Origin of the sequence: Pseudomonas sp. SWRI22 (genome assembly GCF_014268395.2) — a bacterium.
GTDB classification, from domain to species: domain Bacteria; phylum Pseudomonadota; class Gammaproteobacteria; order Pseudomonadales; family Pseudomonadaceae; genus Aquipseudomonas; species Aquipseudomonas paracarnis.
Map to the genome: position 1 here is coordinate 3,600,159 of NZ_JABWQK020000001.1, position 15,653 is coordinate 3,615,811.

The following is a 15,653-nucleotide window of genomic DNA, read 5'->3' on the forward strand; positions in this document are numbered from 1 at the left end:
GGAAGCAGTGTTTGGCTCAGCGGATCGAGTCCAGCATGCGCCCCAACATGGCATCACATCCCGCCAACTGCGCTACGCTCACAAACTCATCCGGCTTATGCCCCTGCTCCATGCTCCCGGGCCCGCATACCACGGTGGGAATGCCTGCCGCATCAAACAGCCCGCCTTCGGTGCCAAACGCTACGGTGCCGAACGCTTGCGAGCCGCAAAACGCCGCAATCAGCTGCGCCGCCTGGCTGTGCTCATCCGTGACCAGCCCCGGGTAGGCCGACAGCTCTGTGAACCGAATGGAGCTCTGCTTGCTGACCGCCTGCATACGCGGCAGTACCTGCTGCATGGCGTACGCTTGCAGTTCTTGAGCGACTTCAGCGGGGTCCGAGGCGGGCAGGGCGCGTACTTCAAAGTCAAAGCGACAATCGGCCGGGACGATGTTCAATGCCTTGCCACCACTGATCAGGCCGGTCTGTACCGTGCTGAAAGGTGGGTTGAAACGTGGGTCCTGGTGCGAACGCAAGCGCTGGCCGATGCGCCCGAGTTCGCAGATCAGATCGGCGGCATGTTCGATCGCATTCACCCCCGAGGGCGCATACGCCGAATGACATGCTTGACCCTGTATGTCGCAGCGCATCGCCAACTTGCCCTTATGACCCAACACCGGTTTGAGTTCGGTCGGTTCGCCGATGATGCACAGCATGGGTTTCACCGGGCGCTGTTCCAGAACAGCGAGCAATGAGCGTACGCCCAGGCATCCGACTTCTTCATCGTAGGACAGGGCGATATGCACCGGCAGGCGCAACGGCGTTTTGACCAGTTCGGGTACCAACGCCAGTACGCACGCGATATACCCCTTCATGTCGGCGGTGCCGCGCCCGAACAGCATGCCGTCACGCTCGGTCAACGTGAACGGCGGCAGGGTCCAGGGTTGCCCATCCACTGGCACCACGTCGGTATGCCCCGACAGCACGATACCTGGCAGCTCAACCGGGCCGACGCTGGCAAACAGGTTGGCCTTGGTGCGTTGCGCGTTGTAGACCAACTCGCTGGCGATGCCAAACCCGGCGAGGTAATCGCGCACAAACTCGATCAACTGAAGGTTGGACTCGCGGCTGGTGGTGTCGAAGCCCACCAGCGTTTCCAGCAGGTCGCGGCTGCGGCTCATCGCTCGTCTCCGGCCACGCCGTAGCCGGGGGAGCGGTCGGGGGCGAGGGCGCGATCGATATAGTCCTGTACCTGTGGGCGGTAGGCGTCCCAGAGTTTTTGCAATTCGCCAATCGGCGCTTCGTCGGCCCAATCCACGCGCAAGTTGATGATCGGCCAAGTCAACTCGCCCACCACCACCAGCGCGGCGGAGTGCACCGGGCCGGCTTCGCCACCGGCGGCGATGGCGGCATGCATCGCTGCCAGCAACCGGTCTGCGAGCTGGCCTTCGCCCTGTTCAAAGGCCGAGACCATCGCGGTGATGACTTCACGGTCGGCGAGCATATTGCCCGCCGCCACGCATTGCTCGCCCGATACCGCGTGATGGGTACCCAGGGTCTGGCTGCCGCTGAAATGCACGCTGCGGCCCAGGTGGTCAATCGCCGTCAGTTGCCGATACTGGCTGTAGCCGTTGCGGGTGAGTGCTTTGTCCACGGCATCGTCTGGGGCCAGGCCCTGTTCCAGCCCGTCGAGCACGTCTGGGCCGAGGGCCGGCAAGGTGATGTTCTGGGTCGATACCGCGCCCACGCCGGGCCGCAGCCATGGGCAGCGAGCGCCTACGGCGATACTTGATGAGCTGATGGCGACGCCCAACTGGCCGGTTTCCGCGCAGCGGCCAACGATTGAAAAGGTCATGGTTAGCCTCCTTACTCTGGGATAACCGCGATCACATCGATTTCCATCAGCCACTGCGGCTGGCCCAGGGCCGAGACCACCAGCCCGGTGGAAATCGGGAATACCCCCTTGAGCCACTTGCCCACTTCCTGATACACCGGTTCGCGGTAGCGCGGGTCGATCAAGTAGGTGGTGGTTTTGACGATGTGGCTGAGGTCGCTGCCGGCTTCTTCGAGCAGTTGCTTGACGTTTTTCATCGCCTGTTCGGCCTGGGCCCGAGGGTCGCCGAGGCCCACCAGGTTGCCATCGAAATCAGTGCCCACCTGGCCGCGTACATACACGGTGTTGCCGGCGCGCACGGCCTGGCACAGGTCGTTATCCAGGCTCTGGTTGGGATAGGTTTCTTTGGTGTTGAACATGCGGATGCGAGTGTGAGTAGGCATCAAAAAACTCCAGGAAAAAGTGATCAGGCGCTGACAGGGGTCTGGCGGGCAACCGGCGCAGCTTCGCGGTACTCGAGGTACTGACGCTGGATAGCGATATGGTCGGCTACGTATTTGGCGTCGTGCCACACTCCCCAGATAAACGACGAGCCACGCCGCGATTGCCATGGCAAACCGAGGAAGTAGATGCCGGCTTCGCTGGATACACCGCGTTGGTGTTGCGGCTTGCCGGCGGTGTCGAAAGCGTCCACCTGTAGCCAGCTGTAGTCCACGGCAAACCCGGTGGCCCAGATGATCGAGGTGATACCCGCTTCGGCCAGGTCCAGCGTCAGGATTGGCTGCTTGATGCATTCAGCGTCGGGAAACACGCGACGTGCTTCGGGCTCCTGGGGCAGGTCGAGACCATTGCGTTCGACATACGCGTCGGCCGCGTCCAGCAGGGCCAGGTAGTTCTCATCCCCGCGTGCCAGGTTTTCCACCAGGTTGGGTTGGAACGTCGCCACCGTACCGTCGAAGGCTTGGGTCAGGCCAACCAGGGTCATGCCTTGCTGGGCCAGTTCACGGAAGTCGATGGTCTTGCCGCCATGGGCGCCGCTCACAGCAATGGTCACGTGTTCACGGCCAGGTTTCATCGCCGCCTGGTCCCACTCGCCCAACACCCCGAGCCACCAGCAGAAATCCCGGTTGCGATAGGCGCGAGGCGGGCGGTCATGGGCGCCAACCGACAGGTAAACCTGGCGACCGGCGCGCTGCAGTTCATCGGCGATTTGTACGCCGGAAGAACCGGCGCCCACCACTAATACGGCGCCCGCCGGCAGTTGCCCAGGGTTGCGATAGTCGGCGGAATGGATCTGGTGCAGTGCCGTGCCTGTAGGTGCTATGCCTGGAATCACGGGCTTCTGGAATGGACCGGTGGCGGCGACCACGCGGTTGGCTTCGATCACACCTTCACTGGTGTGCACGGTGAAGCCGGGGCGGCCGATGTTACGTACCACTGACGTCACGTCCACGCCAGTGCGGATCGGCGCATTGAATTTGCGTGCATAGGCTTCAAAGTAATCGGCGACCCGCTCTTTTGGCGCGAAGCCATCGGCAGGGACGTCGTCGAATTTCAGACCGGGGAAGCGGTCATGCCAGGCCGGGCCGTTGGCGACCAACGAGTCCCAGCGCCCGGTGCGCCAGCGCTCGGCGATACGGCTGCGCTCCAGCACCAGGTGCGGCACGCCTTGCTTGCTCAAATGCTCGCTCATGGCCACGCCAGCCTGACCTGCGCCCACCACCAGCGTGTCTATTTTTGTTATTGCTTGAGTCATGTGTCTGTCCTTGCGTAATGCAGTTGGATTCAGCTTGGGCATGACGTCAAGTTAGGGGGCGGGCGGTGATTAATAAAATATTATTAAGTTGGGAATTGAGCATAAATATCGGATGCAGAGGGGGCTGTAGGAGCTAGCTTGCTCGCGAAAAACGTCAACGCTAACGCGTATTTTCTGAGTCAACGCGGCGCCTGTGGGTTTCTTGCGAGTAAGCTCGCTCCTACAAACAGCTTAGAGCTCTCCGGAGTACTTCACCGCCGCCGCCGCCCGCGACGGTACCTTCAGACTGCGCAGCAGGGAGGACACATGAATGCGCACGGTAAACGGCGAGATATCCAGGGCCTTGGCGATTTCCTTGTTGGTCTTGCCCTGGGCAATCAGGCGCAACACTTCCTGCTGGCGGGTGGTGAGGGTATGAGTGTCCAGCGGCAGCAGGCCCGACGGCGCGAACTTGACCAGCACTTCGCCGGCGCGTATCGCCAGCAGCGCCTGGCCGATCTCATCCGGGGCGATGTTCTTGCCGATAAAACCGTCGACGCCCAAAGCCATGACTTGTTCGATCAGCGCAGGGTCGTCGACCATCGACACCACCACCAAGGTGGTGCGTCGCAGTTGCTGGCGCAGTTCGGCCAGTTGGCTGATGCAGGTCAGGCCGGGAAAGCGCAAATCGAGGATCAGGGTATCGACCTCGCCCGCCTCGCGCAGCAACGTATTCACCGTGGCCAGGTCGCCGGCCTCTTGCACCTGGGCGTCGGGCAGCAAGCGTTGCACGGTGCGCGCCATGCCTTCGCGAAACATGGGGTGGTCGTCGGCGATGATGATCCGGCCGGTCATGGTGAGCTCCTTCCTGGGGCCAGGTTGTGTCGAGGCATGCTACTTTATTTACTGTCGGCGCAGGAGCGAGCTTGCTCGCGAAACACGCCCAGGCACCACGTACTTCCAGGTCAAACGCGTTGTCGCTGATGTTTTTTCGCGAGCAAGCTCGCTCCTACAGATGATAGGTCAAGGATATGACGATGAGCCCCGAGACCAACTCCGAACTCGATCAGGCTAATCTGCGCATCGTGGTGGCCAGCATCGCTATCGTTTACATCGGCGTGCTGGGCTTTTTGCCTGGGCAGTCGTTGGACACCTATCTGCCGGTGATCCTGTATATCTTGCTGTTCCTGCTGGCATCCATCGTGTTGCGCCAGGTGATCGCACGCTGGCCTGGGCATTATCCGGCGCGGCGGATCTTCGGCATGATCCACGACTACACGGGCACTTCGTTCGGCCTGGTGATGGGCGGTGAGGCGGCATTGCCGCTGTATGCGGTGATGGTCTGGGTGAACCTGGGCAACGGCATGCGCTACGGTTCGCGCTACCTGGCAATCGCGACGGGGCTGGCGTTGCTGGCGCTGTTGATCGTGTACCAACTCACGCCGCTGTGGCAGGCGCAACCCTTCATGATGCTGATGCTGATGATCACCAGCACAGTGATCCCGGTGTACGCCCATATCCTGTTGGAGCGCACACGCAAGGCTTCCGAGCAAGCCATCGCCGCCAACCTGGAAAAGTCGCGCTTTCTTGCCCAGGCCAGCCATGACCTGCGCCAGCCGATCCACTCCATCGGCCTGTTCACCGCCTGCTTGCGCGAAGCCCGCTTGGGGGAGGACGAACAGCGCCTGGTGGACAATATCGACCGCTCTTTGCTTAACGTGTCGCAATTGTTTCGTTCGATTCTCGACCTTTACACCCTCGACAACGGACGCCTGTTGCCCAAATACCAAGTGATTCACCTGGGTGACTTTCTCGCCGACCTGGTGCGCCAGAACGCCGAGGCTGCGCGTTGGGCTGGAGTGCAGTTGCGCTTGCGCGCCTGCGCTCACTGGGTGCTGGTCGACCCGGCCATGTTGGCAACGATGGTGCAGAACCTGCTCTCCAATTGCTTCAAATACGGCGCGCAACGACCAGTGCTGATCGGTGTGCGTGTTCGCGATAACGGCTTGGTGGTGGAGGTGCACGACCAGGGGCGGGGCATTGCCAGGGAGCATCTGTCAAAGGTCTTCGAAGAGTTTTATCGCGTGCGCCAACTGCGTGACAAGGACGTTGAAGGCGTGGGCCTTGGGCTGTCCATCGTCAAGCGCCTGGGGCAGTTGATGGGGTTGCAGGTGAGTCTGCGTTCGCGGGTGGGCCATGGCACCTCAGTGAGTCTGCATGGCCTGGCCCTGGCCACCGCGCCGCGTCAACCGGCAGTGCGTGACGATGCTCGCCAGGCCGGTCTGCTCAGCGGTCTGAAAGTGTGCCTGGTGGAGGATGACTACAACGTGCTGCTCGCCACCCAAGCTTTGCTCGAGCGCTGGGGGTGCGAGGTGCAGGCCGAGTCCACGGGGCAGGGCTTGGTCAGCGACTGCGACATCATCGTTGCCGACTACGATCTGGGCAACCATGCCACCGGCATTGAATGCATCGACCAGCTACGCGAACAACGCGGCTGGGCGGTGCCAGCGCTGATCCTCACCGGGCACGATGTGGAGAAAATCCAGGCCGCGTTGCATGATCGGCAGATCGCTATCCTCTCCAAACCGGTACGCCCTGCGGAGCTGCGCGGCACCCTGCGTGAGCTCAGTCAGGAAAAAATTACTGCATGAACGGCGTCAACCCATTGCCTTTGGCGCCCTTGGGCATGCAGTAGGCCGCGGGCTTCATCAGGCCGAAGCTGGCAATCGCGAACGCGCCGCCGCTCGCACCGCTGGGCACGGAGCAGTTGTACTCGCCGGAGGCTGTGTTAGCGACGTAGTAGGTGGTCATGGAGTCGCTGCGCACATTGGAAATACGTTTTACCGGCTCGCCCAGATTGGTTTCCGAGAGCTTCTTGAGATGATCTTCGGTGGGCTTGATATTGCTGCAACCGGCGACGCCGATGATCAAGGCGCCCAGCAGGGCAAGGCGAGTGACAGGGGAGTGGAGTTTCATGGTGCTTCTTCCTTGGGGTTGTTTTGGTTTTTCCAACGCGCAAAGAACCCGCGCGCATTGAGTGCGCGGTGTGGGTGAGAACGTTGGAAGTGCCGCGGAATATAGCGCCGCCGTGGGGTGGGGTCGATTAGCACAAATGGGCTAGTGGCAGTTTGAGGTCATGGAAGGAGTTCACGATGCTGGAGATAAAACGTGCCACGCCGGATGACGCCGAGCGTGCGTTCGAGATTCGACGCGAGGCCATTCGCGGCCAATGCATTGGCGCCTACAGCGCTGAGCAAATGGCGCTCTGGACCCGAGGTCACGCCAGCGATGGCTACAGCGTGTTGATGGAAAAACAGTTCTACATGGGCTGGCTGAATGACGAGCCCGTCGTCACCGGTATGCTCGATCTTGCCGACGGTGAAATAGGGGCCTTGTTTGTATTGCCCGCTTACATGGGGCAAGGCCTTGGCAAGGCAATGCTTGCTCATCTGGAATGCGTGGCACGCCAGCAAGCGATTGAACAGGTTGTGCTGGATGCGACCTTGAATGCGGTAAGTTTTTATAGAGCGTGCGGGTATGTAGGCGATGAGCAGGCGGTGTATCGCTCTCCGTCCGGGTTGGTGCTGGCGTGTGTGCCGATGGTGAAGCGGCTGCGCGTTATGAGTCCCGCTTGAATGCAGCGCGCAATTGCTCGATCACCTGCGCCACCCCTGGCCCTTGAACCTGCGGCGGGGTTAGGCTCTCGCCAAACTCTCGCCATACAAACAGGGTCAGTTCAGCGCCATCGGTCAGGGGTTCGAGGGGCGGCGTACCGAAAGCGTACAGCGAGCGGTAGCGTTCGTCCTGCCAGAACGCTCGCTCCACCCAGTCATAGACAGGAATGAAGTGAAAGTGCAGCGGGAAACCCGGCATATGTCCGTAGCGGCTGATATATAGCCACTTCGGCTGGAGCTGGGCTTGCATCACTCGTTGGATGTTGGCGAGCAAACCGCCCATTTCGGCCAGTGCGGCTTCTGGCATGTCAGCGAGGGAGTCAACCGGTACCTTGGCGCCAAGCATCAGGTAGCCCGGCAGCTTCGACGCCAGGTGGTGGTTGAGCTGCCAGTGCTCGGTCTGGTGAAGGATGAAGGCCGGGTCGATGTGCATACGCGCGCGTCCGTGTGGGCGGGAGCGCCAGGATAACAAAACTGCGTGCTTGCTCGCGAAAGCGGCCTGATAGCCGACCAGATGTCAGATCAGACCGCGTACATATCCGTTATTCAGGTAACGGCCACCTAGGGTTCCGCAATGACGGCGGCTCACTTTGCAAAAGCGGCAAATCAAGCAAAACGCTCTTGCCCCATTACTCGGCACCTCGTTAGCGGGGCCCTATCGCCCTGCTTAGCCGCCGGCCACTGGACTGCGCCAGTCGTCCGAACCGGACGTCCCGGCGACCTCGTGAGTCCAGATGATCTTGCGATAGCTGAAGTGCACGTCCTCCAGATGGGTGAAGTGGGCGTTGTCGGGGTCCTGGCAGTTGGGCATGCGCGATTGGATGTCCACGATGGTCGCGCCTTCCAGTTCAATGGTGAAATAGTGCTCCAGGGTCCCGGAGGAAGAGTTGCGCAGCCATTCCAACCGGCAGGACACTTCTTCGCCGGTAGTCAGGGCGCTGAACAGCAAGGGTGAGGATTTATCGAAAACCTTGCTGATCATCAGCGGTTTGTGCACGCGCTGACCGGTTGGCTGGCCAGATTGCGGGTCGCGAGGAATGATCACCTGGTGAGCAAATGCTTGTACCAGTATCTGGTCCTCATGACCTTCCTGATAAATGCTGCCTACCGAGTCCTGAGTAAATGTGCCTGCCGTAATCAAACCTTGTTTGACACCGGTGATGGAGAGATACGCGGGTGTTGGCATGACGGGTTTCCTTGCCTGATTGAGTAGGATTGCCGAACAGCAAAAGCGCTGAAGGGGCAGAGGCCTATAACAAGAAGCGTGCCTGAAAGTATGAAAGCCAATGAAATAAAGACGAAGGCGGCTCTGTGTTCGTTTGTTGAGAGCTTATTGTCGAGCGGTAGGTGGATTTCAGCGCTATTAGTTTCACGCCTGCGCGCACTTAGTTGCTCATGCCCTATAAGTTGTAAATGCGCGGCTGTCGGAGATAAAGCGTGGATTTTTCGATGAAGAGGTGCGCAAATAGTTGCGCATTCCTTTATTTGTTGGGTGTGTAGGACGTTTCTTAAGTTCCGTTCCGTTACTTGCTGATTGTTTTTGTCGTGGCTAAGGTTCACTCACTTCGATGAGTTTTTAATGGAAGTTCAAGGGCGTTTCGACAATGGCGTTAAGTCCTCCTATTTACCTCGGACGGATGTGTGCAACTCAAAATGGCTTATTCAGAAGAACTTTATGTTCATTACCGCAAGCTTGCACGGACAGCATGTTGCTCAAGCAGTTTTGTTGGTAGTGACGTGCGTTTTTCGAGCGAGTTTGAAGCGCTGGAGGCCGAGCTTGGCAAAGCCCAGTCTATCCATGTTGCGGGCCAGCCGGATTGGCAGAAGGTCAGCGAAATCAGCGAGCATTTGCTGCGTGATCACTCCAAGGATCTACGCGTCGCCGTCTGGTTGGTCTGGGCCCTGTATCAACGTGATTCATTTGCTGGATTGCTGGCCGGTCTCGGTTTGCTGCGTGACCTGTGTGAACTCCATTGGGAGCAGGTTTACCCTGGCAAGCTACGAACCCGTGCTGCGGCGTTTGGCTGGCTGGTGTCGCGCCTTGAGCAAGCGTTTGCACTCAACCCGTCGCTCAGCGATCAACGGCCTTTATTCCAGGCCCTGTTGGAACACCTGGCATGTCTCGACCAGCTATGGGGCGAACAACTTGGAAGCGATGCACCTTTGCTGCTGCCGATTCGCCGGCAATTGTCGGAGCGCTTGGCGCAGGGTGTGTCCGAACCTGGCGGTGTAGCGACCGTCATTGCCCAGGTCAAGCAGACGACTCAGTTGCTGAGTCCCGGGCAACCGATCAATAACGAAAAAGACGCGCACAGACTGCTGCGCACTTTACAGGAGCAGGCCCGCCCGTTATGTGCCTGGTGGTTGCGCCAGGACGCAACCGACCTGCGTGCCTTGCGCCTGGGTCGAACCTTGGCGTGGTTGATGCTCGTCAATTATCCCGACGCCAACAGTGAGCGAGTAACGGCGTTGCGCCCGTTGGTCGCGGACAAGCGCAAGCGCTATCAAGAACGTCTCAGCCAAGGCCATCACGCCGATCTGTTGCCTGAGCTTGAGGTAAGCCTGGCGGGTGCGTTGTTCTGGTTGGATGGTTTGCGCATGGTCTGGGAGTGCCTGGACGCCTTGCATGCAAACCTGGCCATGACTGAACTGGAGATGCATTTGGCTCTGCTGCTGCAGCGCCTGCCGCACCTGCCTGAATATCGGTTCAACGACGGCACCCCCTTTGCCGACCCTGCGACAGGTGAGTGGATCGCGCTGCATGTGATGCGTCACGTGCACAAGCCCGAGCCCTCCCATGTTGTCGCCGACAGTGACACGCAGCCCTGGGAGACCACATTGCAAGCGGTGATGCCTTGCCTGCGAAAGGACGGCCTCAAGGCAGCAGTGGCCGTACTCAAGCAAGGGCTGCAGGCGGCGTGCGGTGATCGAGCGCGCTTTCATTGGCGCCTGGCGCTGGCCAGGTTGTGCGTGGCGGCTGGCAAGCATGAGCTGGCCAGGCTTCAGCTGGAAGAACTCGACCTTCAATTACAGCGCACAGGCCTGGAAAGTTGGGAGCCGGCGCTGACCTTGCAAGTCGGCAAGCTTCTGTATCGCTGCTATGAGCTGTTGCCACAAACCCAGCCCATATGCGACTGCAAAGACGCACTGCATCGCAGGTTGTGCCATTTCGATCTTGAAGCAGTACTTGAATAGCGCCTCATCAAAAAGGAAAAGCACCATGGCCAAAGACGGTTCGGTAGCCCCCAAGGAACGTATCAATATTACTTTCAAACCCGCTGTCGGTGGGGCCCAGGAAGAAGTCGAGCTGCCGTTGAAGCTGCTGGTGCTGGGAGATTTTTCCCAGCGTGCGGACCCACGCAAACTCGAGGATCGCAAGCCCATCGGTATCGACAAGCACACCTTTGACGAGGTGTTGGCCAAGCAAGCCTTGAGCCTGACGCTGAGCGTACCCAATCGCCTGCAGGATACCGCTGATGTGGAGGAGTTGCCGATCCAGGTGCAGATCAACGTCATGAGGGACTTCAACCCCGCAAACCTGGTCGAGCAGATCCCGGCGTTGCAAAAGCTGATGGCATTGCGTGAAGCCCTGGTGGCGCTCAAGGGGCCGCTGGGGAACACGCCGAACTTTCGCAAGGCTATCGAGCAGGCATTGGCCAATGACGACTCCCGCGCTCGAGTCCTGGCCGAACTGGGGCTGGACAGCCCTCAAGCATTACCGTTTCAGTAAAGGGACACTGACACCATGAACACGATTGAACACAGCTCGAAACTCGTACAAACCACCGAAACCTGCAGCATCCTCGATAACATCATTGCCCAGACCTTGCTCAGTGCCGACGACGAGGCTTACGGCATCGCCAAGCGCGGCGTGTCGGCGTTCATTGCAGAGCTGGTGAAGCCACATAACTGTGATGAGCCGGTAAAGAAACACCTGGTCGACCGCATGATTGCCGAGATCGATACCAAGCTCAGCCAGCAAATGGATGAAATCCTGCACCATCCGGACTTCCAGGCACTGGAGGCTTCCTGGCGAGGCTTGCAGTTGCTGGTCGAGCGCACCAATTTTCGCGAGAACATCAAGATCGAGCTCTTGAATGTCTCGCGCCAGGACCTCCTGGACGACTTCGAAGACTCATCGGAGATCACCCAGTCCGGGCTTTACAAACATGTCTACAGTGCTGAATACGGCCAGTTCGGCGGACAGCCGGTGGGCGCAATCATTGCCAACTACTTTCTCTCGCCCAACGCACCCGACGTGAAGCTGATGCAGTACGCCTCCAGCGTCGCCAGCATGGCCCATGCGCCTTTTATCGCCGCTGCCGGGCCCGGGTTCTTCGGTTTGGAAAGTTTCACCGGGCTGCCGGACCTGAAGGATCTGCGAGATCATTTCGAAGGTCCGCAATTTGCCAAGTGGCAAAGTTTCCGGCAGAGCGAAGACGCCCGTTATATCGGCCTTACCGTACCGCGCTTTCTGTTGCGTACCCCGTATGACCCCCTTGAGTATCCAGTCAAGACCTTTGCCTACCAGGAGAATGTGGTTAATAGCCACGAGCATTACTTGTGGGGCAATACCGCGTATGCCTTTGCCACCCGCCTGACCGACAGCTTTGCGCGATTTCGCTGGTGCCCGAACATTATCGGCCCGCAAAGCGGCGGAGCGGTCGAGGACCTCCCGCTGCATCACTTCCAGAGCATGGGCGAGATCGAAACCAAAATCCCTACCGAGGTGCTGGTATCGGACCGACGCGAATACGAGTTGGCACAAGAAGGTTTCATCGCCTTGACCATGCGCAAAGGCAGCGATAACGCGGCGTTCTTTTCCGCCAGCTCCGTGCAGAAGCCAAAATCCTTTGGTATCAGTGAGGAGGGCAGGGCCGCAGAGCTGAATTACCGGCTGGGCACCCAATTGCCTTACATGATGGTAGTCAACCGCTTGGCGCACTACCTCAAAGTGCTGCAGCGCGAGCAGTTGGGCGCATGGAAAGAGCGCACAGACCTGGAGCTGGAACTCAACAAGTGGATTCGCCAGTACGTGGCGGACCAGGAAAATCCTAGTGCCGAGGTACGTGGGCGGCGCCCGTTGCGAGCTGCACGCATTGTCGTCAGTGATGTCGATAGCGAACCTGGCTGGTACCGGGTCAACCTGACTGTGCGCCCGCATTTCAAGTACATGGGGGCAGATTTCACTTTGTCCCTGGTCGGTAAGCTGGATAAAGAATGAGCAGAGGCTACGGCATGCCAGAGCACGGCAGCCTTTTCGAACGCCTCGAATGCGGTGCGTCGCCCCCGGAGGGCGGGGCGGCGTCCATTGCTGCCCATCTGGGGAAAATGCTCAGCACTCGCGCGGGCAGTGTCAAGACATTGCCTGATTATGGGCTGCCGGACCTCAATGACATGCGGCTTAGCTTGCATGAGTCCTTGAGCCAGTCGCGTCTACATATCGAGCGCTTTATCCAGGCCTATGAACCGCGGTTGACGAATGCACGTGTCAGGCTGTTGCCGGGGGCGCGTGAATCCCTGGAGTTGGCGTTTGCCATCGAGGCTGAGCGGGCCATTGACGGCATCCTGCAGCCCGTGGTGTTCCACGCCCGCCTCACGGATGCCGGGCGGGTTGAGGTTTTTACCGATGACGCTTGACCGATATTTTCAAAGCGAACTCAGTGCCCTGCGCCAACTGGGCAGGCGTTTTTCAGAGCGCAATCCCGCCCTGGCGCCGTTTCTCGCCGAGGCTGGTCAGGACCCGGATGTCGAACGCTTGCTGGAGGGTTTTGCCTTTTTGACCGCGCGCCTGCGCCAGAAGCTGGATGACGAACTGCCGGAGTTGACGCATTCGTTGATGCACTTGCTCTGGCCTCATTACATGCGGCCGATACCGGCCTTCAGCATCCTGCAATTCGATCCGTTGAAACGCGCTGGTCCCGGTGTTCGAGTGGGTCGGGACACCGCCGTGGAAAGCGCCACCATCCACGGCGAGCGTTGCCGGTTCCGTACATGTTACGCCACCGATGTCATGCCCCTGCAACTCAGTGGCCTGGAATACCGGAGCCAGGGCGAAGGGGCCAGTCTGGATTTGCACCTGAGCATGAGTGTCGCAGGTAACTTCAGCGAGTTGGCATTTGATTCACTGCGCTTGCACCTGGCCGGAGATCCTTATGTCAGTCAGGGCCTGTATCTGAACCTGTTGCGTCATCTCGATGGGATCTGCCTGCTGTTACTGGATCACGACGGTATGCCGATCATCGCCAGCGATGGCATGCCCGTGATGCTACGGCTTGCTGCTGACCAGGTTCGGCCGGTGGGATTCTCCAAGGAGCAGGCGTTGATTCCTTATCCGCAGAATGCCCTGGGGGGTTATCGACACCTGCAGGAGTACTTTGCTTTTCCCGAGAAGTACCTGTTTGTCGACGTTGAAGGTCTGAGTGTGCTGCACACGCTGTCTCACGAGCTGCTCCGGCAGGCGCATGGCATGGTAATGCGCTTTGAACATCGCACTTACGGCCGTGAACCTCAGCGTCCCACCCTGGACAACATAAAGTTGTATTGCACGCCCATCGTCAACCTGTTCAAGCAGGATGCGATTCCTATTCGCCTGGATGGAAAGCAGGATGAGTACCTCTTGGTGCCCGGGGAATATACGCCGGGTAATGCCAGCGTCTTTTCCGTGGATCAGGTCACTGGGTGGCGCCCCGGTGGCTTGGGCTATCAAACCTACGTGCCGTTCGAGTCGTTTGAGCATGACTGCGACACTGAGCCCCTGGCGGCACCGCCCAGCTACAGCATTCGCCAACGCTCGTCGGTTCAACATGCCGGGCTCGATACCTGGATGGGGTTTGGCAACCGCCGCGAACGGGGCCATGAAACCTTGTCGGTCGAACTGACCTGTACTAATTGCAACCTGCCGCGCCAACTGCGTGCGGGTGATATCAATCTGCCCGGTGAGCAGACGCCGGAGTCGTTGACGTTCCGCAACATCACCGCGCCAACGGCGAGCTTCGCACCACCACTGGACCAAGACTATCTGTGGAAGCTCATCAGCAACATGTCGCTCAACTATTTGTCGTTGACCGATATCAATGCCTTGAAAGTGATTCTGGAGTCCTACGATTTGTCGCGTTATTACGATCGCCAGGCGCTGAAGGTCAGCCAGAAAAGACTGGGCGCCTTGCTCTCCATCCGCCAAGAGCCAGTGGATCGCCTGCACCGCGGGCTGCCCATCCGAGGCGTGCGGATCGATCTGACGGTCGATTCCCAGGGCTTTGTTGGCCAGGGCGACCTGTTTGTATTCGCTTGCGTTCTAAATGAGTTTTTTGCGCTTTATGCCAGCCTCAATTCGTATCACGAGTTGCGGGTCATCAGCACACAAGGAGACGTGTATCTATGGCCATCCCAGATGGGACAGCAACCCCAGCTCTGACTCATCTTTGTCGCGTTATCCGTGAGTTCACGTTGTTTCAGGCGGTTCTGCAGGTTATCGAGCATTTGCGCGAGGCCCATCCGCTTTTAGATGACGACGCGCTGTACGACCAGTTGGAATTCCAGGCCAACCCTGGTCTCGGGTTTGCCGCGCACGATATTGACCGGGTGGAGTTCTTTATGGAACAGGGCCAATTGCGCGCACGCCTGCGTCTGAATGTGTTGGGGTTATTCGGTGCGGGGTCACCACTGCCCGCGTTTTATGGTGAGCAGGCATTCGCCGAGCGCTCGGGTGGCAACCCGACTCGGGATTTCCTCGACCTGTTCCACCATCGGCTGCACCGGCTGATGCTGCCGATCTGGCGCAAGTACCGCTATCGGGCGTGTTTCCGGGCAGGTGCCAACGATAGGTTTTCCGAGCAGATGTTTGCCTTGATGGGGCTAGGCGCAGCTGCGATACGGGGCGTTTGCCAAGTCGATTGCAAGCGCCTGCTGCCTTACCTTGGCTTGCTGAGCTTACGGGTGCATTCGGCGGCGTTGATCGAGTCGGTCCTGCGTTACTACTTCATGCACGAGGCGTTGTTTCTAGAGCAATGGGTTGCACGTACGGTCGAGGTCTGCCAGACGCAGCGCAATCATCTGGGGCGGGCCAATAGTGCTCTTGGCGATGACCTGGTTCTGGGGCACCGCATCGCTGACCGCAGTGGCAAGTTCAGGGTGCATGTCCGGGCGCTGTGCTGGGAGCGTTTCCACGATTTTCTGCCCACCGGAAGTGCCTACCAACCACTGCGTTCGCTGGTGCGCCTGACCCTGCGGGACCCCTTGGACTACGACCTGAGCCTGATGTTGGCGCAGGGCCAGATCAAGGCCTTGCATATTGGTGAGAACACAGTTTGCCGCCTGGGCTGGACCACTTGGCTGGCGCATGAACAGGCCGATGGCGTGGTCACGCTGACCCACAATTCATCAGGGATTAATGACCATGACTAATGCGGACCTGCAACAACTGATCGGCG

Annotated in this window: 16 protein-coding genes; 8 read left to right on the forward strand and 8 right to left on the reverse strand. The window is 59.4% G+C overall.

Going from position 1 to position 15,653, the window contains the following annotated elements; all coding sequences use genetic code 11:
- Positions 1-16: 16 nt before the first annotated feature.
- The 5 genes from argE to HU730_RS15785 form a co-directional block, all read right to left on the reverse strand.
- Complete coding sequence (gene argE / locus HU730_RS15765; RefSeq protein ID WP_096144291.1) at positions 17-1,159, reverse strand: acetylornithine deacetylase; 1,143 nt, start codon at positions 1,157-1,159, stop codon at positions 17-19.
- The gene (locus HU730_RS15770) at positions 1,156-1,833 is read right to left on the reverse strand and encodes a DUF1028 domain-containing protein (RefSeq protein ID WP_054898520.1); all 678 of its coding nucleotides are present in this window, start codon (positions 1,831-1,833) and stop codon (positions 1,156-1,158) included. The genes argE and HU730_RS15770 overlap by 4 nt, the downstream gene beginning before the upstream one ends.
- A gap of 11 nt (positions 1,834-1,844) precedes the next feature.
- A complete protein-coding gene (locus tag HU730_RS15775; protein WP_014718154.1) occupies positions 1,845-2,255 on the reverse strand; it encodes a RidA family protein in 411 nt (136 codons plus the stop codon).
- Positions 2,256-2,278: 23 nt separating this feature from the next.
- Entirely contained in the window at positions 2,279-3,568 is a 1,290-nt protein-coding gene (locus tag HU730_RS15780; protein ID WP_096144290.1) for an NAD(P)/FAD-dependent oxidoreductase, read from the reverse strand.
- Positions 3,569-3,799: 231 nt separating this feature from the next.
- On the reverse strand, positions 3,800-4,402 hold the full coding sequence (locus HU730_RS15785) for a response regulator transcription factor (RefSeq protein WP_034126113.1): 603 nt from the start codon (positions 4,400-4,402) through the stop codon (positions 3,800-3,802).
- A 182-nt stretch (positions 4,403-4,584) separates the two neighbouring features.
- On the opposite strand from HU730_RS15785, the gene HU730_RS15790 reads away from it, so the two are divergent.
- The gene (locus tag HU730_RS15790; protein ID WP_034126112.1) at positions 4,585-6,198 is read left to right on the forward strand and encodes a hybrid sensor histidine kinase/response regulator; all 1,614 of its coding nucleotides are present in this window, start codon (positions 4,585-4,587) and stop codon (positions 6,196-6,198) included.
- Here HU730_RS15790 and HU730_RS15795 read toward each other — a convergent pair.
- Complete coding sequence (locus tag HU730_RS15795; protein ID WP_044273082.1) at positions 6,188-6,523, reverse strand: hypothetical protein; 336 nt, start codon at positions 6,521-6,523, stop codon at positions 6,188-6,190. The two genes, HU730_RS15790 and HU730_RS15795, sit on opposite strands and share 11 nt — an antisense overlap.
- Before the next feature lie 176 nt (positions 6,524-6,699).
- On the opposite strand from HU730_RS15795, the gene HU730_RS15800 reads away from it, so the two are divergent.
- Entirely contained in the window at positions 6,700-7,182 is a 483-nt protein-coding gene (locus HU730_RS15800) for a GNAT family N-acetyltransferase (RefSeq protein ID WP_034126111.1), read from the forward strand.
- Here HU730_RS15800 and HU730_RS15805 read toward each other — a convergent pair.
- Both HU730_RS15805 and HU730_RS15810 read right to left on the reverse strand, forming a co-directional pair.
- Positions 7,166-7,654, reverse strand: a complete 489-nt coding sequence (locus tag HU730_RS15805; RefSeq protein WP_060764841.1) for a hypothetical protein — start codon at positions 7,652-7,654, stop codon at positions 7,166-7,168. The genes HU730_RS15800 and HU730_RS15805 overlap by 17 nt on opposite strands.
- A 234-nt stretch (positions 7,655-7,888) precedes the next feature.
- Positions 7,889-8,407 (reverse strand): Hcp family type VI secretion system effector, encoded by a 519-nt coding sequence (locus HU730_RS15810; RefSeq protein ID WP_034126109.1) that lies wholly within the window; start codon positions 8,405-8,407, stop codon positions 7,889-7,891.
- Between the two features lie 467 nt (positions 8,408-8,874).
- Here HU730_RS15810 and tssA point away from each other — a divergent pair, with 467 nt between their 5' ends.
- From tssA to tssG, 6 genes are read left to right on the forward strand one after another with little or no spacing between them, the layout of a single operon-like run.
- On the forward strand, positions 8,875-10,416 hold the full coding sequence (tssA, locus tag HU730_RS15815; protein ID WP_034126108.1) for a type VI secretion system protein TssA: 1,542 nt from the start codon (positions 8,875-8,877) through the stop codon (positions 10,414-10,416).
- A gap of 25 nt (positions 10,417-10,441) precedes the next feature.
- Positions 10,442-10,951, forward strand: coding sequence for a type VI secretion system contractile sheath small subunit (gene tssB, locus HU730_RS15820; RefSeq protein WP_034126107.1), 510 nt, complete (start codon positions 10,442-10,444; stop codon positions 10,949-10,951).
- Positions 10,952-10,966: 15 nt separating this feature from the next.
- Complete coding sequence (tssC, locus tag HU730_RS15825) at positions 10,967-12,445, forward strand: type VI secretion system contractile sheath large subunit (RefSeq protein ID WP_186527405.1); 1,479 nt, start codon at positions 10,967-10,969, stop codon at positions 12,443-12,445.
- Between the two features lie 14 nt (positions 12,446-12,459).
- Positions 12,460-12,861, forward strand: a complete 402-nt coding sequence (gene tssE, locus HU730_RS15830; protein ID WP_054898539.1) for a type VI secretion system baseplate subunit TssE — start codon at positions 12,460-12,462, stop codon at positions 12,859-12,861.
- A complete protein-coding gene (tssF, locus tag HU730_RS15835) occupies positions 12,851-14,638 on the forward strand; it encodes a type VI secretion system baseplate subunit TssF (protein ID WP_186527404.1) in 1,788 nt (595 codons plus the stop codon). Before tssE ends, tssF begins: the two co-directional genes overlap by 11 nt.
- Positions 14,602-15,627, forward strand: a complete 1,026-nt coding sequence (tssG, locus tag HU730_RS15840; protein WP_034126104.1) for a type VI secretion system baseplate subunit TssG — start codon at positions 14,602-14,604, stop codon at positions 15,625-15,627. The genes tssF and tssG overlap by 37 nt, the downstream gene beginning before the upstream one ends.
- Positions 15,628-15,653: the final 26 nt, after the last annotated feature.